This window comes from Stenotrophomonas sp. X (assembly GCF_055721025.1).
Map to the genome: position 1 here is coordinate 3,700,848 of NZ_CM146756.1, position 24,912 is coordinate 3,725,759.

Sequence of the window (24,912 nt, forward strand, 5' to 3'; positions counted from 1 at the left end):
AATGCCCGGCTTCTCTGCTTCCAGCGCTGCGGCCCTCAGTGGGCGGCCATGTAGATGTCCTGCAGCACTGCCTTTTCCAGTTCCAGCTCGCCCAGCAGGTTCTTCACGATATCGCCCAGGCTGAGGATGCCGACCAGGCGGGTGCCTTCAGTGACCATCAGGTGACGGCGCCGCGAGTACGTCATCAATGACATGGCCTGTTTCAGCGTGGCGTCCGGCGCAATGCCCTCCAGACCGGTGGACGGCAGGCTGGAAATCACCCGGCGGCCGGCCTGCGGGCCGTCGTCGGCCAGGGTGCGCACGATGTCCTTCTCGGAAATGATGCCGACCGGGGCATCGTCCTTCATCACCACCAGCGCAGCGATCCTGTTCGCGCTCATCTTGTGGGCGGCGGCACCGATCGTGTCTTCGGCGTCGATGGTGATGACAGCTTCTTTCTTGGATTGCAGGAGTTCGCGGACGTTCATTCTTGTTTCCTGGTGCAGGTCACTGAAGTCAAAAAAGTGTGCTCTTCCGATACGCCCCCTCCCCGGGAACAGACCTTTCAGCGCACGTCTGGCGCACCCGGCTGCCGCTTGGAATGACTCGGCAGACGATGTGCTGCAACGCGAACGAGGCGGGTTCAATCGCTCTACCCGAACCTCGGCCAGATCGATTCTACGACTGCGACCCTCGGTCACTACCGGCATCGATAGGACAGTTCGTCGTGGGAACCAACTGACGATCCAGAGAATGGCACCGTGGCTGAAACCGCCGCTGAATACAGGCGGCTTCGCGCATTAAAGAATGATTGCCTGCTGCCGACGACGGACAGAACGCCCGGCGGCTGTCCCACTTCGTACTGCGTCCGGCACAAACGAAAGGGGCCTCGCAGGCCCCTTTCGCATGCAGCATCCCACAGATCCGGGAATGCCTTACTCCACCGTCACGGAATTGTTTCCAACGGGGGTCAACCGTTTTCCCGGCGGACCCCGCATCGGCAGCGCTATAAACTTACTGGCAGACCCCTTCTTAAGCTTGTAGCCCTTCGGCTGCTGCGGGATACGCCCGTCGCCCACGATTGGCTTCACGAAGCGGATTCCACGCCTCTTCGGTGAAACTCGGTTGAGATGTCTTCTCGGATGTCTTCTCGCACGTCAAGGCAACTAACTCCGCCTTCACTTCTTCTGGCGTTAGCGCCGATGCAGGCTTGACACCTTCGAGGCTGCCCGGCTGCGAACCGGAACAACCCGCAACCAGCGCAGCCATCACAGCGGCGCACAACCCCACCCTCCAATCCACCAGCTTCATGCTTGCCCCCTATCAGGCGTCTATGGAACTTTAAAGTAGTCTGCCTTTAAACCTGTAGAGCTAAGAGGAGGCTACCTATAGGGTGTCGGCATGACCGACCACCTACTCCGCAACCTCGGGAGAGCCCTTAGAGCGCGACGTGAAGCCGCTGGCTACAGCTAGGAGAGCTATGCGGACATCATAGGGATGCATCGCACCTACTACAGCGCTATTGAGAGGGGAGAGACAAACCTCCAGCTGGACACCCTGCAACGAATTTGCGCAGGGCTCAGGTGCCATATGTGGGAGGCACTGAAGGACGCGGAGACCTTGACCCAGAAGCAATAGGCTATGGAGCCCGCGCAAGTGCAGATCACTCAGCGACGGGCGGAGGGTGCCCCATAGCAATAGCCATGCGACGCTGAGTGGATGTAAGCGCCCTCCATATCGCGTGAACTTGACTCGCCGGCATGGCTTTCAGGTCTTCCTTGTACTTCGACTTCTTCAGGCTGACCTTGAAGAACGAGGGGCTGTGGTCAATTCCATTTTTTTGCAGGCGCCACATCACGACGAAGGCGAACTTCGGAGTTAGATACTTGTTCTTCCGATAGTAGGCTAGTGCATTCCGGAGGATGCTGTTGTCCTCAGCGGCTGCCAGTCGCTCGAGTGCTTTGATGCACGATTCAAGCCGCATCTGCTGCATCAGGCGATCAAGCTTCTTCTTCGCCCCGGCTGGCGACAGGCGCAGTCCACTTTCGAAGACTGACAATCCAAACTTGAGAATGCACTGCGAGCCGACCCATAAGGTCTTTCCCGTCAGCGCATTCCTGATTTCAAAGTGGTAGCGCAAATCCTCTTGCTCGCAGAGCTGGCAAGTCTCGACTGGCTCTTCGTGATCCTCAGTCCGCTCAGTGAACGACCATTCTTCAAATGCCTCTGGCAATGTTGAGCCAACTGACAACGGGAGAATGTTGTCGCGCACTCTCTGTGGGTAGCTCTTCATGCGCCAACCTCAAGTACCAACGCCTCGGCTGCGGCAAGCACCATTAACTGCGCTGTGATCGCACAGCATCGAAACAGGTACTCCGCGTAGCTAAGCGCTCGGACCGCACCATCACCCCCTTCGCGGTATGTAATTACCGAACGATCGTGACTGAGGCGCAACCATCTATGATGCGATGCATTTCTAAGACGATTGTCATATTCCGCCACAAGCCATGCCAGCTCAGGATTTGCGCCTAGAGTCTCGTTGCGCCGACCCTTATCGCTACCACGGTAGTCCCGCAAAGAAATTCGACTTAGTTGGTCAAATTGCCTCCCGGAAACAATATTGTTCGCGGCAGCTAGCAGATCGATGTGAGACCCAAGAACTTCAAACGCCTCACCGTAGTACATGCGAGTTCGCTCAAAGTCAGTTGATGGCGCGTACGGGTCATCTGGCAGATTGGTAGCGCGCCTAACGTACATGAAAGTTTGATTGAACTCGTCATAAGCGCGAAAGAAGTGATCGAATACGTCAACGTACTCATCCATTCGATCCCAGCGAAACTGCCGGAACTCAGCCTGAAATCGCTCAAACTCTTGCTCGTTTAACTCGCGTGCCCGTGCAAACTCAGTCGTCAACCTGTGTAAGCCTCCTTCCCCATGCGGCTCTAGTACTCGCACAAAGAAGCCAACCAAGGCTCGTTCGATAGTCAGCTCGTCGTCTGGAACTTCATCGCCAGCCAACTGACGCAGATGCGCACGCATAAGATCTTGCTGCCCGGTTCGGCTAAAGCGGTACGCATTTCTTAGCAGGCGCCAGTACTCCGTCGCATTTGGTAAACCTCCCAACAAAACTGTGAGGTCAACCATGATTGGACCGTCGACGCCCTCGGGACGCGAGTTCTGGATAGCCCGCAGCGTGGCTTCATCAGGCTCAGGCAGGTCATGGACAGGGAAGTACTGGTCCTCATGCACGCGCGCACGGGGAATAACAAAACCAGCACTAATGTTTAGCACTCGCCCCTCTTCATCCGTGCGTTCACAGTTCTCGTCGAACTCGACCCCAACATTTGGCGGATGGTCAAGGATCAATCGAAGTCGAAAGGGGGTGTGGCACTCAGGGCAGACAGAAGCAACTCGTTGAACACTTTCATGTCCAACTTGTACGCGCGCAGTTACTGCACACTGGCACGCAAGGCAACGAAGACGAAGCCGAGTGATCATGAAGAATACGCCTCAATACGAGGGCATTCACATGCCCCAGATTGCCCCTAACTACCCGTCCGAAATCACAGAAACTTCCGTGAGCCGCACGACCCGTTCTCTCTTCTCGCGCTGCAACTTCTGACTCCACTTCCGGTAGATCGAGTACACAAGCGCCGGATAGAAGGGCTTGCCCCGAGGACTCAACTGTCCCGACGAGTTCAGCTCGTCCGCGATCCGGGCAAACTCCAAGCCCCCTTGATCACGGAGCCGCTGGACTTGCTCCGCGAGCGCCCGATGCCCCTCAGGGTGGCTAGGCTGCCACAGCTGAGGGGTGGTCACTATGACCGTATAGTTCAGGCTACCCCCGTTGGAAACTATTCCACCGTCACGCTCTTGGCCAGGTTGCGCGGCTTGTCCACGTCGGTGCCGCGCGCCAGCGCGGTGTGGTAGGCCAGCAGCTGCACCGGGATGGTATGCACGATCGGGCTGAGCACGCCGGCATGGCGCGGCGTACGAATCACGTGTACGCCTTCGGACTCATTGAAGTTGCTGTCCTGGTCGGCGAACACGAACAGTTCACCGCCACGCGCACGCACTTCCTGCATGTTCGACTTCACCTTCTCCAGCAGGCTGTCGTTCGGCGCGATCACCACCACCGGCATGTCCTCGTCCACCAGCGCCAGCGGACCATGCTTCAGCTCACCGGCCGGGTACGCCTCGGCGTGGATGTAGGAGATTTCCTTGAGCTTGAGCGCGCCTTCCAGCGCGATCGGGTAATGCAGGCCGCGGCCCAGGAACAATGCGCTGCTCTTGCGCGCGAAACGCTCGGCCCAGGCGGCGATCTGCGGTTCCATGTTCAGCGCGTGCTGCACGCTGCCCGGCAGGAAGCGCAGCTGCTCCAGGTAGTCCGCTTCCTGCGCCGCGTCGATGCGGCCATGCAGCTTGCCCAGCACCACGGTCAGCTGGAACAGTGCCGCCAGCTGGGTAGTGAAGGCCTTGGTCGAGGCCACGCCGATCTCGGCACCGGCGCGGGTGTAGCAGACCAGTTCGCTGGCGCGCGGAATCGCACTTTCCGGCACGTTGCAGATCGACAGCGTGTGCTGGTGGCCCAACGATTTGGCGTACTTCAGCGCTTCCATCGTATCCAGCGTTTCGCCGGACTGCGAGATGGTCACGATCAGATGCTTGGGGTTCGCGTAGGCCGCGCGATAGCGGTACTCGCTGGCAATCTCCACGCTGCACGGCAGGCCGGCGATGGCTTCGATCCAGTAGCGCGCGGTCAGGCCGGCGTAGTAGCTGGTGCCGCAGGCAATGATCTGCACGCCTTCGATGCCCGACAGCACCGCTTCGGCGTTCTTGCCGAACAGCCCGGCCGGGAAACCACCGGCATCGATCGCCGCCTCGATGGTGTCGCCCAGCGCGCGCGGCTGCTCGTGGATTTCCTTCTGCATGAAGTGGCGGTACGGGCCCAGCTCCAGCGAGGCCAGCGACACGTCGGACAGGTGCACATCGCGCTCGACCGGCTGGTCATGCTCGTCGAAGATGCGCACGCCATCGCGACGGATCTCGGCGGTGTCGCCCTCTTCCAGGAAGATCACCTTGCGGGTGGCCGAGATCACCGCCGAGACGTCGGAGGCGACGAAATTCTCGCCCTCGCCCAGGCCGATCAGCAGCGGGCAGCCCATGCGCGCGCAGACGAAGCGCTCCGGCTCGGCGCGGCTGACCACGGCCAGCGCATAGGCACCAGTCAGTTCCTTCACCGTGTGCTGCAGTGCCACCAGCAGATCGTCGCCATCCTTCAGATGATGATGGATCAGGTGCGCGATGACTTCGGTATCGGTCTGCGATTCAAACGTGTAGCCCAGCGCGCGCAGCTTCTCGCGCTGCTCTTCGTGGTTCTCGATGATGCCGTTGTGCACCAAGGCCACACCGTGGCTGATGTGCGGATGTGCATTGGCCTCGGTGACACCGCCGTGGGTGGCCCAGCGGGTGTGGCCGATGCCCAGCACCGCATTGAAGCCCTCAGCCTCGGCCGCCATGGCCATTTCCGACACGCGGCCGGTACGACGCACCCGGCGGACTTCCGGACGCTCGCTCTGGTCGATCACGGCGATGCCCGAGGAATCGTAGCCACGGTATTCAAGGCGCTTCAGACCCTCGATCAGTACCGGTACTACGTCGCGATCGGCGATCGCACCCACGATTCCACACATGTCACGCGTTTCCTTGAAGACGATTGCCGCATTCTAGCCTGCGTGTCCGGCTTCCCCCTCCTGTCCGCTTAATGAAAGTGTCCGGAAAGGTGTCCGCGGACACCCGGACACTTCCCCGAAACTCCCAACCCATTGACCTGAAAGGAAATAAAGTTGGCACGCTACGTGCTTGGTACTGGCTACCACCGTCAGGCACGCACCCGATGATCCGCGACACTTCCGCACAGGACCAGATCGTTTCCTCCGCCCCGGCCGGCACCACCCGCGCAAGCTGGCACCGCTACCGCTGGCCGGCGCTGGGTGCCATCGCGCTGCTCGCCGGCATCGGCTGGGCGGTACATGCCTGGTCCAATGCCAGCCGCTCCTTCGACAGCAGCCGCGTGCGCATCGCCGAGGTGAAGCGGGGTGACCTGGTCCGTGACATCGCTGCCGACGGCCGCGTGATCGCCGCCAACAGCCCGATCCTGTACGCGATCTCGGCCGGTACCGTGGACCTGAAGGTCGTCGCCGGTGACGTGGTCAAGAAGGGCCAGGAGCTTGCGATCATCGACAGCCCGGAACTGCGCAGCAAGCTGGCCCAGGAACAGGCAACGCTGGCCGGCCTGGAAGCCGAGGCCAGCCGCGCCGCGCTGGACGCGACCCTGGCCCGTGCCAAGTCACGCAAGGAAACCGACCAGGCCACCATCGAGCGGCAGGCCGCCGACCGTGACCTGCAGCGCTACCAGCGCGGCTACGACGGCGGCGCGGTACCGCAGATCGACCTGGCCAAGGCCAAGGATTCGCTGAAGAAAGCCGACATCGCCCTGGCCAATGCCACCACCGATGCGCGCCTGCAGAGCCAGGGCGCCGACCTGGATGCCCGCAACAAGCGCCTGCTGGCCGACCGCCAGAAAGCGGTGGTGGCCGAAGTGCAGCGCCAGGTCGATGCGCTGACCCTGCGCGCGCCCTTCGATGGCCAGGTCGGCCAGGTGCAGGCCGTGCAGTCCACCAACCTGGCCGCCAACGCGCCGGTGCTGGGCGTAGTCGACCTGTCCAAGTTCGAGGTCGAGATCAAGGTGCCGGAGAGCTTCGCCCGCGACCTGGCGATCGGCATGCCGGCACAGCTGACCGGCGGCAATGGCCAGCCGTTCCCGGGTGAGATCAGCGCGGTGTCGCCGGAAGTGGTCAATGGCGAGGTCAATGCCCGCGTGCGCTTCGCCAGCGCGCAGCCGGAAGGCCTGCGCCAGAGCCAGCGGATGTCGGTGCGCGTGCTGCTCGATACCCGCAAGAACGTGCTGAAGGTCGAGCGCGGTCCGTTTGTCGAACAGGGCAACGGCGTGGCCTACGTGATGGATGGCCGCACCGCCGTGCGCCGCCCGGTGGAACTGGGCGTCAGCAGCCTGGGCGAAGTGGAAATCAAGTCGGGTGTGCAACCGGGCGACCGCATCGTGGTCTCCGGCAGCGACCTGTTCAAGGACGCCGAACGCGTCTCCGTCAACTGATACCTGAACCCTGAATCCTGGAGAGAGGACACCCCATGTACATGCTCGAAATGCGTTCGGTCGCCAAGGTCTTCCGCACCGAACAGGTGGAAACCCACGCACTGCGCTCGCTGGAACTGCAGGTCAAGGAAGGTGAGTTCGTCGCCGTCACCGGCCCGTCAGGCTCCGGCAAGACCACCTTCCTCAACATCGCCGGCCTGCTGGAAACCTTCACCAGTGGAACCTACATGCTGGACGGCCAGGACGTGAGCACACTGGGCGACGACGCCCGCAGCCGCCTGCGCAACCAGAAGATCGGCTTCATCTTCCAGGGCTTCAACCTGATCCCCGACCTGAACCTGTTCGACAACGTCGACGTGCCGCTGCGCTATCGCAAGATGAGCGCCAACGAGCGCCGCGAACGCATCGAGAAGGCGCTGACCCAGGTCGGCCTCGGCTCGCGCATGAAGCACTACCCGAACGAGCTGTCCGGCGGCCAGCAGCAGCGCGCGGCGATCGCACGTGCCCTGGCAGGCAGCCCGCGCCTGCTGCTGGCCGACGAACCGACCGGCAACCTGGACACACAGATGGCCCGCGGCGTGATGGAGCTGCTGGAGGAGATCAACGCTGCCGGCACCACCATCGTGATGGTCACCCACGATCCGGAACTGGCCGCGCGCGCGCAGCGCAACGTGCACATCGTCGATGGCCAGGTGACCGACCTGGTGCGCGAGCCGGTGCTGGCCACGCCGCCGCGCCACATCGTCGCCGTCAACGAGTGAGGGCCCCACCATGTTCGCCTACTACGCCCGACTGGCGGTGCGCAGCTTCCGCCGCAACAAGGTCCTGACCGCGCTGATGGTGGTTGCCATCGCGCTCGGCATCGGCGCCTCGATGACCACCCTGACCGTGTTCCACGTGCTGTCCGGTGACCCGATTCCCGGCAAGAGCGACCGCCTGTTCTACGTCCAGCTCGACGCCGCGACCGGCGCCTACGTCGCCGGCGAGGAACCGGAAACCCAGCTGACCCGCTTCGACGGTGAAGCCCTGCTGCGCGAAGCCAAGGGCGAGCGCCAGGCGCTGATGAGCGGCGGCGGCGGCACCATCGAACCGGACAACAGCACCCTCAAGCCCTTCAGCATCGACACCCGCTGGACCTCGGCCGATTTCTTCCCGATGTTCGAGGTGCCCATGCAGTACGGCCGCCCGTGGACGCGCGAGGACGACGAAGGCCGCGCACGCGTGGTGGTCATCTCCAAGGCGCTCAACGACAAGCTTTACCAGGGCGCCAACAGCGTAGGCCGCGACCTGCGCATGGAAGGCCAGAGCTACCGCATCGTCGGCGTGATGAAGGAATGGAGCCCGGAGCCGCACTTCTACGACCTGACCACCGGCAGCTACGGCAAGAACGAAGACCTGCTGCTGCCGATCTCCACCTCGTTCGACCTGAAGCTGGGCAGCAACGGCAACATGAACTGCTTCGGCGAGAATCCCGACGGCAACAGCTACTCGCTCAATGCGCCGTGCGCGTGGCTGCAGTACTGGGTGGAAATGGACCCGGCCAAAGCCGCCGACTACCGCCGCTACCTGGAGAACTATTCGAGCCAGCAGCGCCAGGCCGGCCGCTTCAAGCACCCGCCGAACGTGCGCCTGCGCACCGTGATGGAATGGCTGGACTTCAACGGCGCGGTGCCCAGCGATGTGCGCCTGCAGCTGTGGCTGGCACTGGGCTTCCTGGGTGTCTGCCTGGTCAACACGGTGGGCCTGCTGCTGGCCAAGTTCCTGCGTCGCAGCGGTGAGATCGGCGTACGCCGCGCGCTCGGTGCCAGCCGCGGCCAGATCTTCCTGCAATGCCTGGTGGAAGCAGGTGCGGTCGGCGTGGTCGGTGGCGTGCTGGGTATCGGCCTGGCCCTGCTCGGCCTGTTCGCGGTGCGCCAGCAACCGGTGGAGTACGCAAAGCTGGCCCACCTGGACGGCAACATGCTGCTGCTTGCGCTGGGCTTGACCCTGTTCGCCAGCCTTGCCGCCGGTTTCCTGCCTGCCTGGCGCGCCATGCAGGTCACTCCGGCCATCCAGCTCAAGTCGCAGTAAGCACCCGAACGAGGACTCCCATGGACATCCGCCCCATCCTCAGCACGCTGCGCCGGCACAAGACTGCCGCTGCCCTGATCGTGCTGGAAGTCGCACTGACCTGCGCCATCGTCTGCAACGCGCTGTTCCTGGTCAGCCAGCGCGTGGAGAAGATCAGCATGCCCAGCGGCATCGCCGAGAACGAACTGGTGATGCTCCGCGTCAGCGGCATCGGCAAGCAGACCGATGCCATGGCCCGCACCCGCGAGGACCTGGCATCGCTGCGCGCAATTCCTGGCGTCAGCAGCGTCACCATCATCAACCAGGTCCCCTTCCGCAACGGCTCCTCCAGCAGCAGCATCTCGCGCGAGGTCGACCAGGAACGGCCGACCACCAACGCCTCGATGTACACCCTGTCCGAGAACGGGCTGGCCACGATGGGCATCAACCTGATCGCAGGCCGCGATTTCCTGCCCGACGAATACCAGAACTTCGAAGACGCCAGCAAGGGCGGCGCCAAGGAAAAGGCGATTCCGGTGATCTTCACCCAGGCCACCGCCGCCAAGATGGAACCCAGCGGCAGTGCGCTGGGCAAGACCTACTACATGGGCAAGCAGCCGCTGCATGTGGTCGGCATCGTCGACACGCTCAGCACGCCCAATGGCTGGAATGACAACTGGACCAACTCGATGCTGCTGCCCATGCGGCGCACCTTCGATGAAGGTGGCACCTATGTGCTGCGCACTTCGCCAAAGCGCCGCCAGGAGGTCCTCGATGCCGGTGCTGCCGCGCTGGAACGCAACGATCCCAACCGGCTGATGCGCGACAAGCTGACCTATGAAGACCAGCGCAAGGACTTCTTCAAGAACGACCGCGCGATGGTCGGCCTGCTGATCACCGTCAGCATCTCGCTGCTGGTGGTCACCGCATTGGGCATCATCGGCCTGGCCAGCTTCTGGGTGCAGCAGCGCAGCAAGCAGATCGGCATCCGCCGTGCGCTGGGCGCGACCCGCGGGCAGATCCTGCGCTACTTCCAGACCGAGAACTTCCTGCTGGCCTCGCTGGGCATCGTGCTGGGCATGCTGGCGGCCTACGCGATCAACCTGGCGCTGATGAACCTGTACGAGCTGCCACGCATGCCCTTGTTCTACCTGCCACTGGGTGCGCTGCTGCTGTGGGTGCTGGGCCAGATCGCGGTGTTCGGACCGGCCCGGCGCGCAGCAGCGGTACCGCCCGCGGTCGCCACGCGGGGCGCGTGAGATGCGTGCGCGCTGGTTGCTGTTGATGATGCTCCTGCCACTGCCGGCTTTGGCCGGCGGTGGCAGCTCGCAGACACTGGAATGGCGCCAGAACGATGCACGCCTGACGCTGCGCTCGACCGAGGGCCAGGTGCGCGTGGACGCGGCCATTCCGGAAGCCCGCTTCGGCGTGCGCAGCGGCGATCGCATCCTGCGGGTGGACGACACCGCCGTACGGCGGATCGAGCACCTGGCCGACGCCCTGTGTCACTCCAACGCTTCGACTGCGTATCTTCTGCTGCGCCGCGACAGACGCGAGTTCACCGTCCCGGTGGATGCTGCCGCCTGGCGGCTGGCCCTGGTCGCTCCACCGCCACCGGCGCCACCGCCTCCCCCACCGCGGCGCTGAGACCGGCCCGCCCCCTGCGGCCACGGCTTTGGCTATGCTTGATGGGTGGCGCCGGGCTCTCCCGGCGTATGGATACGAACACGGCTCCATCGGCGCCGCCCATCCCTTTCTGCAGAACTGCTTGATGCCTTCGATCCTGATCATCGACGACAACGCCAGCGTGGGCACCGCGCTGGACGTGCTGTTCTCCCTGCATGACATCGACACCCTGCAGGCGCAGAGCCCGGCCGAAGGGCTGGCCCTGCTCGAGTCGCAGCCGGTCGACCTGGTGATCCAGGACATGAATTTCAGCGAGGACACCACCTCCGGCGAAGAAGGCGAAGACCTGTTCGCACAGATCCGCGCGCGCCACCCGGACCTGCCGGTGATCCTGCTCACCGCCTGGACCCACCTGAGCAGCGCGGTGGACCTGGTCAAGGCCGGTGCCGCCGACTACCTGGCCAAGCCCTGGGACGACCGCAAGCTGCTGACCACGGTCAACAACCTGCTCGAGCTGTCCGAGGCGCGGCGCGAGCTGGACCGCCGCCGCAGCCGTGAGCTGCGCCAGCGCAATGCGCTGGAAGAAAAGTACGAGCTGTGTGGTGCGGTCTTCGCCGATCCGGCCAGCGAGCGCATCATCGCGCTGGCTTGCCAGGTCGCGCGCTCCGAACTGCCGGTGCTGATCACCGGCCCCAACGGCGCTGGCAAGGAGAAGATCGCGCAGATCATCCAGGCCAACTCGCTGGTGGCCAAGGGCCCGTTCATCACAGTCAACTGCGGCGCCCTGCCCTCGGAACTGATCGAGGCCGAACTGTTCGGTGCCGAGGCCGGCGCATATACCGGCGCCAACAAGGCACGCGAGGGCAAGTTCGAAGCCGCCGACGGCGGAACGCTGTTCCTGGACGAGATCGGCAACCTGTCGCTGGGCGGCCAGATGAAGCTCCTGCGTGTGCTGGAAACAGGGCGCTTCGAGCGTCTTGGCTCCAATCGCGAGCGCCAGGTCAAAGTCCGCGTGGTCAGCGCGACCAATGCCGACCTGCCGGCGATGATCCGCGACGGCACCTTCCGCGAAGACCTGTACTACCGCCTCAATACGGTGGAACTGGTACTGCCACCATTGGCCGAGCGCCCGGGCGACATCGTGCCCCTGGCCGAGCGCTTCCTGACCGCCGGCAAGCCACTTTCCAGCGCCGCCACCGCGGCCTTGCAACGGCACCCCTGGCCCGGCAACGTGCGCGAACTGCGCAACGTGATCCAGCGGGCCGAGCTGCTGGCGACCGGCAACCGCATCGAAGTGGCCGACCTGAACCTGCCGCGCGCCGCACCTGCGCCGCGACCGGCAGCCAGTGCCGGCAATGATCCTGACCGTGCGCGCATCGAGGATGTGCTGGCGCGCAACCACGGCGTCATCGCCCAGGCCGCCGCCGAACTCGGCCTGAGCCGCCAGGCACTGTACCGGCGCATGGACCGGCACGGCATCCCACGCGAATGAAACGGCGCTCGTTCACCTTCCGCCTGTTCCTGCGCCTGCTGCCGGTGCTGGCGCTGGCCGCCGCGTTGCCGTGGCTGCTGGCCTACTGGATGGACCACGGCTGGGTGGTGACCACGGTGTCGGCGCTGATCCTGCTGTCGCTGATGTGGTGGACCCTGCGCCGTGCCACCGCGCCGGTACGTTCATTGATGCGCGCCTTGGCCGGCACCACCAGCAGCTACCGCGACGGTGAGTACAACTTCGGTGTGTACTGGCCGGGCAACGACGAACTGGGTGACCTGGTGCAGGCGCACCGCGAACTGGGCGACGTGCTGCGCGAGCAGCGGCAGGGCCTGGTGCAGCGCGAACTGCTGCTGGACACCATGGTGCAGAACACCCCGGTGGCGATGTTGCTGATTGCTTCCGGCGGCGACGGCATCGCCCGCGTGGTGTTCTCCAACCTGGCCGCGCGCAAGCTGCTGCATGGCGGCTGGAAGCTGGAAGGCCAGCGCCTGGAAGAGGTGCTGGAACAGGTGCCGGTGGAACTGCGCGATGCCATCGCCCGTGGCGGTGACAGCCTGTTCGCGGTGCATGCCGAGGGCGAGGACGGCGACGAGGATGACGAGCAGGTCTACCATCTCTCGCGCCGCGCGTTCCAGCTCAACGGCCGCCCGCACGACCTGTTGCTGGTGCGGCTGCTGACCGCCGAACTGCGCCGCCAGGAAGTGCAGACGTGGAAGAAGGTGATCCGGGTGATCAGCCACGAGCTCAACAACTCACTGGCACCGATCGCCTCGCTGGCCCACTCCGGTGGCGTGCTGGTGCAGCGCGAGCGCTTCGATCGGCTGCCGGAGATCTTCACCACCATCGAAGACCGCGCGCGCCACCTGGAAGGATTCATCCGTGGCTATGCGCGCTTCGCCAAGCTGCCGCAACCGCAACTGCAGACCGTGCACTGGGCGCCCTTCCTGTCCAGCCTGCGCCAGCAGATTCCGTTCAGCATGGAACGTGAACCGGACGAGGAACTGAGCAGCCGGATCGACATCGCGCAGTTCGGGCAGGCGCTGTTGAACCTGCTGAAGAACGCGCATGAAGCCTGTGCCGAAGCCGATCCGCCCAATGATGACGTGCAGGTGCAGCTGACGCGGTTGCCGCAATGGCTGCGCCTGGATGTGCTGGACCGTGGCAAGGGCATGAACGAGCAGGTGCTGCAGAACGCACTGATGCCGTTCTATTCGACCAAGCGCAACGGTACCGGGTTGGGACTGGCACTGACCCGCGAGATCGTGGAGGCGCACGGTGGGCGGGTGTCGCTGCAGAACCGCGGTGATGGCGGGCTGTGCGTGTCGATCCTGTTGCCAGTGGGGTGAGCGGGCCGATCGGGTAGATCCACGCCATGCGTGGATGTGCCGACCAGGGTCGGCACCTACCAGACCCGCCGCATCGCCACCCGCAGGTGCATCGGAAACCCGAGCGCAGCCTCTTCGGCCATGACGGCGCGCAGGCCATCATTCCACTCCGCCTCCGGCACTTCAACGAATCCTTCGCTGGCATAGAAGGCTGCATTCCACGGCACATCGCTCAAGGTGGTCAGCACCGCCGCAGCAAAGCCGGTGGCCCTGGCCTGCGCCAAGGCATGCCGCAGCAATGCACGGCCATGGCCACGACGCGCGTGCGCTGGATCCACATCCATCTGCAGGACATGGAACTCGCCTGCCAGGTCGCCGGCCAGCAGGTAGCCGGCAATGCCGCCGCCGGCGCCATCCACCACCCAGAGCTGTCCACGCTCACGACCTTCCTGCAGCGTCGGCAGGTCCAGGCCGTGGCCGGCAAACACCGGATAGGCCTCGTGGCCCCTCAGCAGTTCACCGGCACGCTGTTCGATCGCCGGCAGCACACCCAGCTCATCGGTGCGCGGCACCCGTGGCTCAGGACTTCTTGACCGGGCGCTTCCAGCCATCGATGGTTTCCTGTCGTGCACGTGCCAGCGTCAGCTTGCCGTCCGGTGCGGTGCGGGTGATGACCGACCCGGCAGCGATGGTCGCGCCCTCGCCGATGGTGATCGGCGCCACCAGCGAGCTGTTGGAGCCGATGAAAGCGTTGTCGCCGATGGTGGTGGTCGACTTGTTCACGCCATCGTAGTTGCACGTGATGGTGCCGGCACCGATGTTCACCCTGCTGCCGATCACCGCGTCACCCAGGTAGGTGAGATGGTTCGCCTTGCTGCCGACGCCGAGGGTGACCTTCTTGGTTTCGACGAAGTTGCCGACGTGTACGCCATCGGCCAGCACGGTACCCGGCCGCAAGCGTGCGAACGGGCCGACCTGCGCGGCACCTTCGGTGACCACGCCTTCCAGGTCGCAATGCGCGCGCACTTCGGTGCCGGGCCCCAGGTTGACGTCCTTCAGCCGGTTGAACGGGCCAACGGTAACGCCGTCACTGAGCACGACGTTGCCTTCAAGAACAACGTCGACATCGATCAGCACGTCGCTGCCCACGGTGACGGTGCCACGGATATCCAGGCGTGCCGGGTCGCGCACGCGCGCGCCCTGAGCGCACAGTGCACGCACCGCACGGCGCTGCCAGGCGCGTTCCAGCTGCGACAGCTGCCACGGATCATTCGCGCCCTCAGCCTCCTGTGCATCGGCGACCAGGGCCATCTCGGCCGGGGTGTACTCATGCGCGGCGAACGCGAACACATCGGTAAGGTAGTACTCGCCCTGCGCATTGCTGTTGGACAGCTGCGACAACCAGCGGCGCAGCGCGGTCGACTCTGCGGCGATGATGCCGGTGTTGATCGTGCGCACGCGCAGCTGGTCGTCAGTGGCGTCCTTCTGCTCGACGATGGAGCCCACCCTGCCCTCTGCATCGCGCAGCACCCGGCCGTAACCGCTCGGGTCATCGACATCGGCCACCAGCACTGCCAGCCGGCCCGGCTGCGCCAGCAGGTCGCGCAGGGTCTGCGCGCGGATCAGCGGTACATCGCCATACAGCACCAGCACCTGCGCAGCGTCTGGAACCTGCGGCATTGCCTGCGCCACTGCGTGGCCGGTACCGAGCTGCTGGGCCTGTTCGGCCCACTGCAGGTCGGGCTGGCCGGCGAAGTACTGACGCACCGCCTCGCCACCATGGCCGTAAACCACGTGGATGGCCGCTGGCTGCAGCTCGCGGGCCGTATCGATCACGTGCGCCAGCATCGGCTGGCCGGCGATCGGCTGCAGCACCTTCGGCAGCACCGACTTCATGCGCTTGCCGGCGCCGGCGGCGAGGATGATGACGTGCAGGGCTTGGGTCATGGGAGCAGCAGTCCGTAGTTCGTTGCCGGTGATTCTAGAGCGTGGGCCGTTAACATGGGCATCCCTCCTCCTTCACCATGCTGATGAGCCTGCTCCGCCAGGGAAGCACCTACCTTGTGATCGGGCTCGTGCAGCTGCTGGTCGATTGGCTGGTGTTCGTGGTCGCCACCGCGCTGGGCATGCCGGTCGAGCCGGCCAACATCGCCGGTCGCCTGGCCGGCATGCTGCTGGGCTTCTGGCTCAACGGCCGCTACACCTTTGCCGAGGCCGGTGCCGGCAAGCTGGGATGGAAGCGCTTCGCACGCTTCTTCGGGCTGTGGCTGCTGCTGACGGCAGCGAGCACGCTGCTGGTCAGCCTGGTCGACCAGGCGCTGGGCCTGCAGTACGCGTGGCTGGCCAAGCCGCTGGTGGAAGGCGGGCTGGCGTGCGTGTCGTTCCTGTTGATGCGCCATGTGGTGTATCGCTGATACCACCGACACACGCCCGGCGCTGCCAGCAGAAACAAAAACGCCGGCACAGGGCCGGCGTTCTCGTGGGTGCAGCGCGAACCTCAGTGCTTGAGATTCTTGCGCAGGCGTTCCAGTGCCTGCAGCTGGACGACGGCTTCAGCCAGCTTCTGCTGGGCTTCGGCCACTTCCATCGCTTCGCCGCGGTTGGCCAGGATGCGCTCGGCTTCTTCCTTGGCCTTGCGGACCGAGGCTTCGTCGATGTCCTGCGCGCGGATCGCGGTGTCGGCCAGCACGGTCACCACCTGCGGCTGCACTTCCAGGATGCCGCCGGAAATGGCGAAATCCAGCTGCTCGCCGTTCGGCGTGGTCACCACCACCTTGCCCGGCTTCAGGCGGGTGATCAGCGGCGCGTGCTTGGGCGCGATGCCCAGTTCGCCCAGCTCACCGGTGGCCACGACCAGGGTCGCTTCGCCACGGAAGATTTCCTGCTCGGCGCTGACGATGTCGCAACGGATCGTGCTCATGCAAATCTCTTCGCTGTTCGCGGCGGCGCAATGCCACCGTGGGGGTCCACCGGCGCGGGCGGTTGCCCGGCGCCGGCGTCAGGTCGGCCAGGATCGCTCCTGCCCGTCCCGGATCAGGCCTTCTCGGCCATCTTCTTGGCCTTCTCGACCGCTTCTTCGATGCCGCCGACCATGTAGAACGCCTGCTCCGGCAGGTGGTCGTACTCGCCATCGACGATGGCCTTGAAGCCACGGATGGTGTCCTTCAGCGGCACGTACTTGCCCGGCGAACCGGTGAACACTTCGGCCACGTGGAACGGCTGGCTGAAGAAGCGCTCGATCTTGCGGGCGCGCGACACGGCCTGCTTGTCCTCTTCGGACAGTTCGTCCATGCCCAGGATCGCGATGATGTCCTTCAGTTCCTTGTACTTCTGCAGGGTCTGCTGGACGCGCTGGGCGGTGTCGTAGTGCTCGTGGCCGATCACCAGCGGATCCATCTGGCGGCTGGTGGAATCCAGCGGATCGACGGCCGGGTAGATACCCAGCGAGGCGATCGAACGCGACAGGGTGACGGTCGAGTCCAGGTGGGCGAAGGTGGTCGCCGGCGACGGGTCGGTCAGGTCGTCCGCGGGAACGTAGACGGCCTGGATCGAGGTGATCGAGCCGTTCTTGGTCGAGGTGATGCGCTCCTGCAGGACGCCCATTTCCTCGGCCAGGGTCGGCTGGTAACCCACCGCGGACGGCATACGGCCCAGCAGTGCCGACACTTCGGTACCGGCCAGGGTGTAGCGGTAGATGTTGTCGACGAACAACAGGACGTCCTTGCCCTTGCCGTTTTCGTCCTTCTCGTCGCGGAAGTACTCGGCCATGGTCAGGCCGGTCAGCGCGACGCGCAGGCGGTTGCCCGGCGGCTCGTTCATCTGGCCGTACACCATCGCCACCTTGTCCAGGACGTTGGAGTCCTTCATTTCGTGGTAGAAGTCGTTGCCCTCACGGGTACGCTCGCCCACGCCGGCGAACACGGACAGGCCGCTGTGCGCCTTGGCGATGTTGTTGATCAGCTCCATCATGTTGACGGTCTTGCCGACGCCGGCGCCGCCGAACAGGCCGACCTTGCCGCCCTTGGCGAACGGGCACATCAGGTCGATGACCTTGATGCCGGTTTCCAGCAGCTCGGTGGCCGGGGACTGGTCTTCATACGACGGCGCAGCGCGGTGGATTTCCCAGTTGTCGCTGGCAGCGACCGGGCCGGCTTCGTCGATCGGACGGCCCAGCACGTCCATGATGCGGCCCAGGGTGCCGGCGCCGACCGGCACCGAAATGCCGCGGCCGGTGTTGACGGCAACCAGGTTGCGCTTCAGGCCGTCGGTGGAACCGAGGGCGATGGTACGCACCACGCCGTCGCCCAGCTGCTGCTGGACTTCGAGGGTGATCTCGGTGTTTTCGACCTTCAGTGCGTCGTACACCTTCGGCACCGATTCACGCGGGAATTCGACGTCGACGACCGCGCCGATGATCTGAACGATCTTGCCCTGACTCATTGCTGCATCCTCTAATGTGTGCTTTGAACGAACGCGGTCAGACTGCTGCCGCGCCGCCGACGATTTCGGAGATTTCCTGGGTGATCGCTGCCTGGCGCGCCTTGTTGTAGACGAGCTGCAGGGTGCCGATCAGCTTGTTGGCGTTGTCGCTCGCCGCCTTCATCGCAACCATGCGTGCGGCATGCTCGGAGGCGACGTTTTCCAGCAGTGCCTGGTACACCAGCGACTCGATGTAACGCGTCATCACGTGCTCCAGCACGGTCGCGGCATCGGGTTCGTACAGGTAGTCCCAGTCGTGGTGAGCGACCTGCTTCTCGGCCGGCGGCAGCGGCAGCAGCTGATCGAAGCTGGCCTTCTGCACCATGGTGTTCACGAAGCGGTTGTAGACCAGGTACACGCGGTCGATCTTGCCTTCGGTGAAGGCGTCGAGCATGACCTTGATCACACCGATCAGCGATTCCAGCTTCGGCACGTCGCCGATGTGGGTCACGCTGCCGACCATGTTGACCTTCACGCGGCGGAAGAAGGTCGATGCCTTCTGGCCGATGGTCACCAGGTCCACTTCGGCACCCTTGTCCTGCCATGCCTTGGCTTCGCCCAGCATCTTGCGGAACAGGTTGTTGTTCAGGCCGCCGGCCAGACCGCGATCGGAGGAGATCACGATGAAACCGACCCGCTTTACCTGCTCACGCTCGACCAGGAACGGATGCTGGTAGTCGGTGCTGGCCTGGGCCAGGTGACCGATCACCTGCTTCATCGCCTGCGCGTACGGACGCGAGGTCTTCATCCGATCCTGCGCCTTGCGGATCTTGGAGGCCGAGACCATTTCCAGGGCGCGCGTCACCTTGCGGGTGTTCTGCACGCTCTTGATCTTGGTTTTGATTTCGCGTCCGCTTGCCATCTCTTGTTTCCCGTGGCGCGGGGCTGATGCCCCGCGTTGTTCAACCGTTTGTCATCTGGTCCAGCGGAGCCGGTGGCTCCGCTCTACAGGACCGCGATTACCAGCTGCCGGTGGTCTTGAACTCGGCGATGCCCTTCTTGAAGGCACCTTCGATGTCGTTGTCCCAACCGCCGGTAGCGTTGACCTTGCTGATCAGCTCGCCCTGGGTATTGGCGAAGTGGGCGTGCAGGCCTTCTTCGAACGCCAGCAGCTTGTTGACCGGCACGTCGTCGAGGTAACCCTCGTTGACGGCGTAGATCGACAGCGCCTGGTTGGCGATCGACATCGGCGCGTACTGCTTCTGCTTCATCAGCTCGGTGACGCGCTGGCCACGCTCCAGCTGCTTGCGGGTCGCTTCGTCCAGGTCCGAGGCGAACTGCGCGAAGGCAGCCAGTTCACGGTACTGGGCCAGCGAGATACGGATGCCGCCCGACAGCTTCTTGATGATCTTGGTCTGGGCCGAGCCACCGACGCGCGACACCGAGATACCGGCGTTCACGGCCGGGCGGATGCCGGCGTTGAACAGGTCGGTTTCCAGGAAGATCTGGCCGTCGGTGATCGAGATCACGTTGGTCGGAACGAACGCGGACACGTCGCCGGCCTGGGTTTCGATGATCGGCAGCGCGGTCAGCGAACCGGTCTTGCCGGTGACCTTGCCTTCGGTGAACTTCTCGACATATTCCTCGGACACGCGGGCAGCGCGTTCCAGCAGGCGCGAGTGCAGGTAGAACACGTCACCCGGGTAGGCTTCGCGGCCCGGCGGGCGCTTCAGCAGCAGCGAGATCTGGCGGTAGGCGACAGCCTGCTTGGACAGATCGTCGTACACGATCAGCGCGTCTTCGCCGCGGTCCATGAAGTACTCACCCATGGTGCAGCCCGAGTAGGCGCTGATGTACTGCATGGCAGCCGATTCGGAAGCGGTCGCGGCCACCACGATGGTGTGGGCCAGCGCGCCGTTCTCTTCCAGCTTGCGCACGATGTTGGCGATGGTCGAAGCCTTCTGGCCGATCGCAACGTACACGCACTTGATGCCGGTGCCCTTCTGGTTGATCACCGCATCGATCGCCATGGCGGTCTTGCCGGTCTGGCGGTCACCGATGATCAGCTCGCGCTGGCCACGGCCGATCGGGATCATCGAGTCGACCGACTTGTAACCGGTCTGCACCGGCTGGTCGACCGACTTGCGCCAGATCACGCCCGGAGCAACGCGCTCCACCGGAGCGGTCAGGTCGGTGCCCAGCGGGCCCTTGCCGTCGATCGGCTCGCCCAGCGCGTTCACGACGCGACCCAGCAGTTCCGGACCGACCGGCACTTCCAGGATGCGGCCGGTGGTCTTGGCGACATCGCCTTCGCGCAGGTGCTCGTAGTCACCCAGGACCACGGCGCCGACCGAGTCGCGCTCCAGGTTCAGGGCCAGTGCGAAGGTGTTGTTCGGCAGTTCGATCATTTCGCCCTGCATCACGTCGGCCAGACCGAAGATGCGCACGATGCCGTCGGACACGCTGGTCACGGTGCCTTCGTTGCGCGATTCCGCGGCCAGCTTGACCTTCTCGATGCGGTTCTTGATCAGTTCGCTGATTTCGGAGGGGTTGAGCGTGGTTGCCATCGTCAAGTCCTAGTGCCGGCAGCGGGGCCGGACGTTAAATGAATTCAGTTAGCGAGCGCGGTCTGCAGACGGGCCAGCTTGCCCTTCAGCGAACCATCGATGACCACGTCGCCGGCGTCGATCACGGCGCCGCCGATCAGCGAGGCATCGACCGCGGTGGTCACGTCGACCTCGCGGTTGAAGCGCTTGCGCAGCGCGACCTTGATCGCGTCCAGTTCACCGGCCGACAGTTCGGCAGCCGAGGTGACGGTGGCCTTGACCACGTGCTCGGCTTCGGCGCGCAGGGCGTCGAACATGCCGGAGATTTCCGGCAGCAGCGGCAGGCGATGCGATTCGGCCAGGATGGCCAGGAAGCGCGAGTAGGTCTCGCCGTGGGACACCGGCGCCAGCAGGGCGACGGCGTCGTCACGACCCAGCTCCGGGTTGGCGAGCAGGGCCGCCACGCGCGGATCGGCGGCGACGTGGGCGGAGAACGCCAGGGCGTCCGACCACGGCGCGAACGCGCCTTCGTCGCGCGCGGTCGCGAACGCGGCGCGGGCGTACGGGCGGGCAAGCGTGAGGGCCTGGCTCATCCTTAGATCTCCGAGGCCAGCTCGTCGAGCAGCGCCTTGTGGGCGTTGGCGTCGATTTCGCGCTTGAGCAGCTTTTCGGCACCGGTCACGGCCAGCGCGGACACCTGCTTGCGCAGATCTTCACGGGCACGGTTGGCGGCGGCGTCGATTTCAGCCTGGGCCAGTTCCTTCTGACGGGTGGCTTCGGTGATCGCTTCGTTGCGGGCAGCATCAACGATCTGGTTGGCACGCGCATGGGCCTGATCGATGATCTCGTTGGCCTTGGTGCGGGCTTCCTTCAGCGCTTCGTTGACCTTCTCCTGCGCCTGGGCCAGATCTTTCTGGCTGCGGTCGGCAGCAGCGAGGCCTTCAGCAATCTTCTGCTGGCGCTCTTCGATCGCGTTCATCAGCGGCGGCCAGATCTTGGTCGCGATGATCCAGATCAGACCAGCGAAGGCCAGCGCCTGCGCAAGAAGGGTGAAATTGATATTCATGGTTAGCTCGATCGCTGGTTTCGGGGTGGACGCGCCGCCGAAGCGGCACATCCGGCCTTCATCCGAAACCGGGTGCATCAGCACCCGGTCGTCTCAAACCGCTGTATCAGCCGGCCAGAGCCTTGGTGACGGCGCCAGCGAAGGCAGCCGACAGCGGGTTGGCGAAGGCCAGCAGCAGGCCAACGGCGACCGAGATGATGAACGCGGCGTCGATCAGGCCGGCGGTGATGAACATGCGGACCTGCAGGACCGGGATCAGTTCCGGCTGGCGGGCGGCCGACTCCAGGAACTTACCAGCCATGATGGCCAGACCCAGACCGGCGCCCAGCGCGGCCAGGCCGATCATGATGCCGACGGCAAGGGCGGTGGAGCTCTGAATCTGCGCGAAGTTGGTCAGGACGGCGAAGTACATGGTTATCTCCAGGAACTTAAGTTGCTAAGGGTGATGAAACGGATGAAGGTTGAAACGCGTTGAAGCTTGAAACTCAGTGAGCGTCTTCCGACAGGCTCAGGTACACGATCGACAGCATCATGAAGATGAAGGCCTGCAGCGGGATCACCAGCAGGTGGAACAGCATCCAGCCGAGGCCGAACACACCACCGGCAATGGCACCGAAGAAACCGGCACCACCCAGCACCCAGATCAGCAGGAACACGATTTCGCCGCCGAACATGTTGCCGAACAGTCGCATCGCCAGCGAGATCGGCTTGCTCAGCCACTCGACGATGTTGAGGATCAGGTTGAACGGCATCATCCACTTGCCGAACGGCGCCGTCAGGAATTCTTTGATGAAACCGCCCAGGCCCTTGGACTTGAGCGCGAAGAACAGCATCAGGAAGAACACGCTGATGGCCATGCCCAGGGTGGCATTGACGTCAGCGGTCGGCACCGGCTTCCAGTAGTGCACGCCCACCCATTCCAGCGGCTTGGCGATGAAATCGGCCGGGATCATCTTCAGCAGATTCATCAGCAGAATCCAGAAGAAGATGGTGATGGCGATCGGCGTGACCAGCTTGCTCTTGCCGTGGTAGGTGTCCTTGGCCTGGCGGTCGACGAACTCCAGGCAGATCTCGACGAAGGCCTGCCACTTGCCCGGCACGCCGGCGGTGGCCTTGCGGGTGCCCAGCCAGAACGCGACAACGATCACCAGGCCCATCAGGACCGCAGTGAGGAAGGTATCGACGTGGATATGCCAGAACATACCCTCACCCTTGCCGACCGGCGCGGTCAGGTTGTGCAGGTGATGCTGGATGTAGCTGGTAGGGGTTAGAGCCTCGCCCGCCATGTGTCCGGAACCTTCAGTTAATTGAATTCTGTCAACGCCTGGCCATGGCCAGGACCTGGAACATCAAGCCGACGGCGATACCGGCCAACAGCGCCAATGCAGGCAGCTTGAAGACCAGGAACCCCACCAGCAGGACGCCGAAAACCACGACCCACTTGGCCACGATCGCAATGATCAGGCGAGCCATCGCCGATCCTGCGGCCACCGCACCGCCCCCCAGCGCCATCCTTGCCGCCACCCAGCCACCGGCCGAAATGGCCACACCGGACGCCAGCGCGCCGAGGGCGTATTTCGGACCGACCAGCAGGAAGGCCAGGGCCAGGACAGCGACCGCGGCCAGCGGGTAGACCGCGGCGCGCAGCATCAGTCGCCGACCCGCGTCAACGGAGTTCAGCACAGGACGTCCCGCGTGGTTGCAAGTGGAAGGCTGAGGCGGCTACAGCAGGGGGGCCTCATCGAGCCGCCAAATTATAGCAATGGGACAATTTGCGAGACAACCGCTGCCTGTTCATCCCGGGAAGCCGCAAGTTGCGGTAACGGTTACATTTTTGCGTACCACCCGGGGGACAATGACGTCCGCATGATGCTGCACCGCAGTATTGAACTTTGGTCGAAGGCGAGGAACTTTCGCCGGATGCGCAGGTCCGATCTTTCGACCTGCCTGCAGCATCCTCGTCGGCTCCACCCCGCAGGTCCCACGATGGCCCCGAAGCCCGTCTCCGGGGCCATCTTTTTGCATCGTCGCGACAGCACTGAACCGTGCACATGGCGTGGACCATACGTTCACGGATGGTGGACGGGCCTGTCCGGCACAGTGGTCTTCATTCTGATGAACCACTGCAAGGACTCTTCGATGCGCCCCGTACCCACCCTGCTCGCTCTCTCCCTGCTCGCCGCCGGCGCCTCGTTCGCCCACGTCGCCCACGCCGCCGAAGGCGACGACCGCTTTGCCCTGCGCCTGGGTGCGATGAACATCGACTCGGACAACACGCTCCGCGGCAAGACCAATGTCGCCGGGCAGGACATCGGCTTCTCCGAGGACTTCAAGCTGGGTGGCAAGGAGTGGGAGCCGCGCATTGACGGCATGTTCCGCATCAGCAACCGCCAGCGCCTGCTGTTCAACTATTTCAAGTACGACAAGGACCGCCGCGAGACCCTCGGCCAGGACATCTCCTTCGGTGACGTCAACGTGCCGTCCGGCAGCTTCGTCAAGGGCGAACTGAAGTACCAGGTGGCCAGCCTGGTCTATGACTACTCGGTGGTGGACACCGATACGTTCGACCTGGGCCTGCAGCTGGGTGCCGAGTACGCCAAGGTCAGCACCAAGGCCTACGCCGATCTGGGCACCGTGTACGAAGGCCAGTTCCTCAACGAGAAGACCGACGGCGTGGCGCCGGTGGTCGGTGCGCGATTGAGCTTCACCCCGTCCGAGAAGTGGATGATCACCCTGCAGGGCCAGTACCTCAACACGCGCTGGGGCAGCTTCGATGACTACAAGGGCGATCTGAGCCGCGCCAACGCCATCGTCGATTACCGCTTCACCAAGAACTTCGGTGTGTTCGCCGGCTACGACTGGTTCAAGCTCGATGCGGACAAGAAGGGCAGCGACGGCACCATCGGCCTGAAGCAGGAATTCAAGGGCCCGGTGGCCGGCGTCAGCTTCGTGTTCTGACACCCGCCCCTTCCACGGCATTCTCTCTCCTGGCGCGGCCTCCGGAACATCGGGGCCGCGCTTTTTTGTTTGCACGGTCAAGCAGAAGCGGGTTGGTCGAGCGCGGGGGGAGAGGGGCTTGCGTGCGAATGTCCCCCGGCGCCGGCCTACGGCCGACGCCTCCTCCTTTACTTCGCACACAAGCCCCTCTCCCCCCGCGTGTCAGGCATCCGAGCGGCCTTTGCAGTGGCAGTGGCTCTACTTTCAGCGAGCCGAGCCGCTGCGAGCGGTGGCAG

General features: G+C 64.2%; 26 protein-coding genes. 10 read left to right on the plus strand and 16 right to left on the minus strand.

Translation table 11 applies throughout. The annotated features are described in order from the left end of the window. Positions 1-35: 35 nt before the first annotated feature. Complete coding sequence (locus ACZ75I_RS16990) at positions 36-467, minus strand: CBS domain-containing protein (RefSeq protein WP_033834978.1); 432 nt, start codon at positions 465-467, stop codon at positions 36-38. 544 nt (positions 468-1,011) lie between these two features. Then, on the minus strand, positions 1,012-1,290 hold the full coding sequence (locus ACZ75I_RS16995; protein ID WP_472958358.1) for a hypothetical protein: 279 nt from the start codon (positions 1,288-1,290) through the stop codon (positions 1,012-1,014). A gap of 186 nt (positions 1,291-1,476) precedes the next feature. Between ACZ75I_RS16995 and ACZ75I_RS17000 the strand changes: the two genes are divergently transcribed. Further along, positions 1,477-1,617 carry a helix-turn-helix domain-containing protein gene (locus ACZ75I_RS17000; protein ID WP_472958360.1) on the plus strand — a complete coding sequence of 47 codons (141 nt, stop codon included), beginning with the start codon at positions 1,477-1,479 and terminating at the stop codon, positions 1,615-1,617. Between the two features lie 25 nt (positions 1,618-1,642). On the opposite strand, the gene ACZ75I_RS17005 is transcribed toward ACZ75I_RS17000, so the two are convergent. The 3 genes from ACZ75I_RS17005 to glmS all read right to left on the minus strand — a co-directional run bounded on the left by ACZ75I_RS17005 (position 1,643) and on the right by glmS (position 5,672). Beyond that, positions 1,643-2,272: a hypothetical protein gene (locus ACZ75I_RS17005; RefSeq protein WP_472958361.1), complete on the minus strand. Its 630-nt coding sequence runs from the start codon at positions 2,270-2,272 to the stop codon at positions 1,643-1,645. Then, positions 2,269-3,345: a hypothetical protein gene (locus ACZ75I_RS17010; protein WP_472958363.1), complete on the minus strand. Its 1,077-nt coding sequence runs from the start codon at positions 3,343-3,345 to the stop codon at positions 2,269-2,271. Before ACZ75I_RS17010 ends, ACZ75I_RS17005 begins: the two co-directional genes overlap by 4 nt. A 488-nt stretch (positions 3,346-3,833) precedes the next feature. Further along, positions 3,834-5,672: a glutamine--fructose-6-phosphate transaminase (isomerizing) gene (glmS, locus tag ACZ75I_RS17015; RefSeq protein WP_472958364.1), complete on the minus strand. Its 1,839-nt coding sequence runs from the start codon at positions 5,670-5,672 to the stop codon at positions 3,834-3,836. Between the two features lie 203 nt (positions 5,673-5,875). Here glmS and ACZ75I_RS17020 point away from each other — a divergent pair, with 203 nt between their 5' ends. The 7 genes from ACZ75I_RS17020 to ACZ75I_RS17050 all read left to right on the plus strand — a co-directional run bounded on the left by ACZ75I_RS17020 (position 5,876) and on the right by ACZ75I_RS17050 (position 13,669). Then, positions 5,876-7,153, plus strand: a complete 1,278-nt coding sequence (locus ACZ75I_RS17020; RefSeq protein ID WP_472958366.1) for an efflux RND transporter periplasmic adaptor subunit — start codon at positions 5,876-5,878, stop codon at positions 7,151-7,153. Between the two features lie 35 nt (positions 7,154-7,188). Beyond that, complete coding sequence (locus ACZ75I_RS17025) at positions 7,189-7,914, plus strand: ABC transporter ATP-binding protein (protein WP_014038558.1); 726 nt, start codon at positions 7,189-7,191, stop codon at positions 7,912-7,914. 10 nt (positions 7,915-7,924) lie between these two features. Beyond that, entirely contained in the window at positions 7,925-9,223 is a 1,299-nt protein-coding gene (locus ACZ75I_RS17030; protein ID WP_005419489.1) for an ABC transporter permease, read from the plus strand. 20 nt (positions 9,224-9,243) lie between these two features. Continuing rightward, positions 9,244-10,461 (plus strand): ABC transporter permease, encoded by a 1,218-nt coding sequence (locus tag ACZ75I_RS17035; protein ID WP_472958368.1) that lies wholly within the window; start codon positions 9,244-9,246, stop codon positions 10,459-10,461. A 16-nt stretch (positions 10,462-10,477) separates the two neighbouring features. Further along, complete coding sequence (locus ACZ75I_RS17040; RefSeq protein WP_472959065.1) at positions 10,478-10,849, plus strand: hypothetical protein; 372 nt, start codon at positions 10,478-10,480, stop codon at positions 10,847-10,849. Positions 10,850-10,973: 124 nt separating this feature from the next. Beyond that, positions 10,974-12,320 (plus strand): sigma-54-dependent transcriptional regulator, encoded by a 1,347-nt coding sequence (locus ACZ75I_RS17045; protein WP_180867774.1) that lies wholly within the window; start codon positions 10,974-10,976, stop codon positions 12,318-12,320. Beyond that, positions 12,317-13,669 carry a sensor histidine kinase gene (locus ACZ75I_RS17050; protein WP_180867776.1) on the plus strand — a complete coding sequence of 451 codons (1,353 nt, stop codon included), beginning with the start codon at positions 12,317-12,319 and terminating at the stop codon, positions 13,667-13,669. The genes ACZ75I_RS17045 and ACZ75I_RS17050 overlap by 4 nt, the downstream gene beginning before the upstream one ends. A 56-nt stretch (positions 13,670-13,725) precedes the next feature. On the opposite strand, the gene ACZ75I_RS17055 is transcribed toward ACZ75I_RS17050, so the two are convergent. Continuing rightward, the gene (locus ACZ75I_RS17055; RefSeq protein ID WP_134968205.1) at positions 13,726-14,259 is read right to left on the minus strand and encodes a GNAT family N-acetyltransferase; all 534 of its coding nucleotides are present in this window, start codon (positions 14,257-14,259) and stop codon (positions 13,726-13,728) included. Then, on the minus strand, positions 14,228-15,595 hold the full coding sequence (gene glmU, locus ACZ75I_RS17060) for a bifunctional UDP-N-acetylglucosamine diphosphorylase/glucosamine-1-phosphate N-acetyltransferase GlmU (RefSeq protein WP_180867778.1): 1,368 nt from the start codon (positions 15,593-15,595) through the stop codon (positions 14,228-14,230). The genes ACZ75I_RS17055 and glmU overlap by 32 nt, the downstream gene beginning before the upstream one ends. Positions 15,596-15,678: 83 nt before the next feature. Between glmU and ACZ75I_RS17065 the strand changes: the two genes are divergently transcribed. Continuing rightward, the gene (locus tag ACZ75I_RS17065) at positions 15,679-16,062 is read left to right on the plus strand and encodes a GtrA family protein (RefSeq protein WP_154351453.1); all 384 of its coding nucleotides are present in this window, start codon (positions 15,679-15,681) and stop codon (positions 16,060-16,062) included. 83 nt (positions 16,063-16,145) lie between these two features. On the opposite strand, the gene ACZ75I_RS17070 is transcribed toward ACZ75I_RS17065, so the two are convergent. From ACZ75I_RS17070 to ACZ75I_RS17110, 9 genes are all read right to left on the minus strand, one after another. Next, positions 16,146-16,568, minus strand: coding sequence for a F0F1 ATP synthase subunit epsilon (locus ACZ75I_RS17070; RefSeq protein WP_005419509.1), 423 nt, complete (start codon positions 16,566-16,568; stop codon positions 16,146-16,148). Between the two features lie 113 nt (positions 16,569-16,681). After that, positions 16,682-18,088, minus strand: a complete 1,407-nt coding sequence (gene atpD, locus ACZ75I_RS17075) for a F0F1 ATP synthase subunit beta (RefSeq protein ID WP_005419510.1) — start codon at positions 18,086-18,088, stop codon at positions 16,682-16,684. Positions 18,089-18,125: 37 nt separating this feature from the next. Beyond that, positions 18,126-18,989, minus strand: coding sequence for a F0F1 ATP synthase subunit gamma (gene atpG / locus ACZ75I_RS17080; RefSeq protein ID WP_005411129.1), 864 nt, complete (start codon positions 18,987-18,989; stop codon positions 18,126-18,128). A gap of 97 nt (positions 18,990-19,086) precedes the next feature. Further along, entirely contained in the window at positions 19,087-20,634 is a 1,548-nt protein-coding gene (atpA, locus tag ACZ75I_RS17085) for a F0F1 ATP synthase subunit alpha (protein ID WP_005419511.1), read from the minus strand. A gap of 44 nt (positions 20,635-20,678) precedes the next feature. Beyond that, positions 20,679-21,206 (minus strand): F0F1 ATP synthase subunit delta, encoded by a 528-nt coding sequence (locus ACZ75I_RS17090; RefSeq protein ID WP_005411131.1) that lies wholly within the window; start codon positions 21,204-21,206, stop codon positions 20,679-20,681. A gap of 2 nt (positions 21,207-21,208) precedes the next feature. Beyond that, a complete protein-coding gene (locus ACZ75I_RS17095) occupies positions 21,209-21,679 on the minus strand; it encodes a F0F1 ATP synthase subunit B (protein ID WP_005419512.1) in 471 nt (156 codons plus the stop codon). Positions 21,680-21,785: 106 nt separating this feature from the next. Next, entirely contained in the window at positions 21,786-22,091 is a 306-nt protein-coding gene (atpE, locus tag ACZ75I_RS17100; protein ID WP_005411133.1) for a F0F1 ATP synthase subunit C, read from the minus strand. Positions 22,092-22,164: 73 nt separating this feature from the next. Further along, entirely contained in the window at positions 22,165-22,965 is an 801-nt protein-coding gene (atpB, locus tag ACZ75I_RS17105; protein WP_010481316.1) for a F0F1 ATP synthase subunit A, read from the minus strand. A gap of 31 nt (positions 22,966-22,996) precedes the next feature. Then, complete coding sequence (locus ACZ75I_RS17110; RefSeq protein ID WP_014648497.1) at positions 22,997-23,362, minus strand: hypothetical protein; 366 nt, start codon at positions 23,360-23,362, stop codon at positions 22,997-22,999. A gap of 456 nt (positions 23,363-23,818) precedes the next feature. Between ACZ75I_RS17110 and ACZ75I_RS17115 the strand changes: the two genes are divergently transcribed. Continuing rightward, positions 23,819-24,637 (plus strand): hypothetical protein, encoded by an 819-nt coding sequence (locus ACZ75I_RS17115; RefSeq protein ID WP_472958371.1) that lies wholly within the window; start codon positions 23,819-23,821, stop codon positions 24,635-24,637. Positions 24,638-24,912 lie beyond the last annotated feature (275 nt).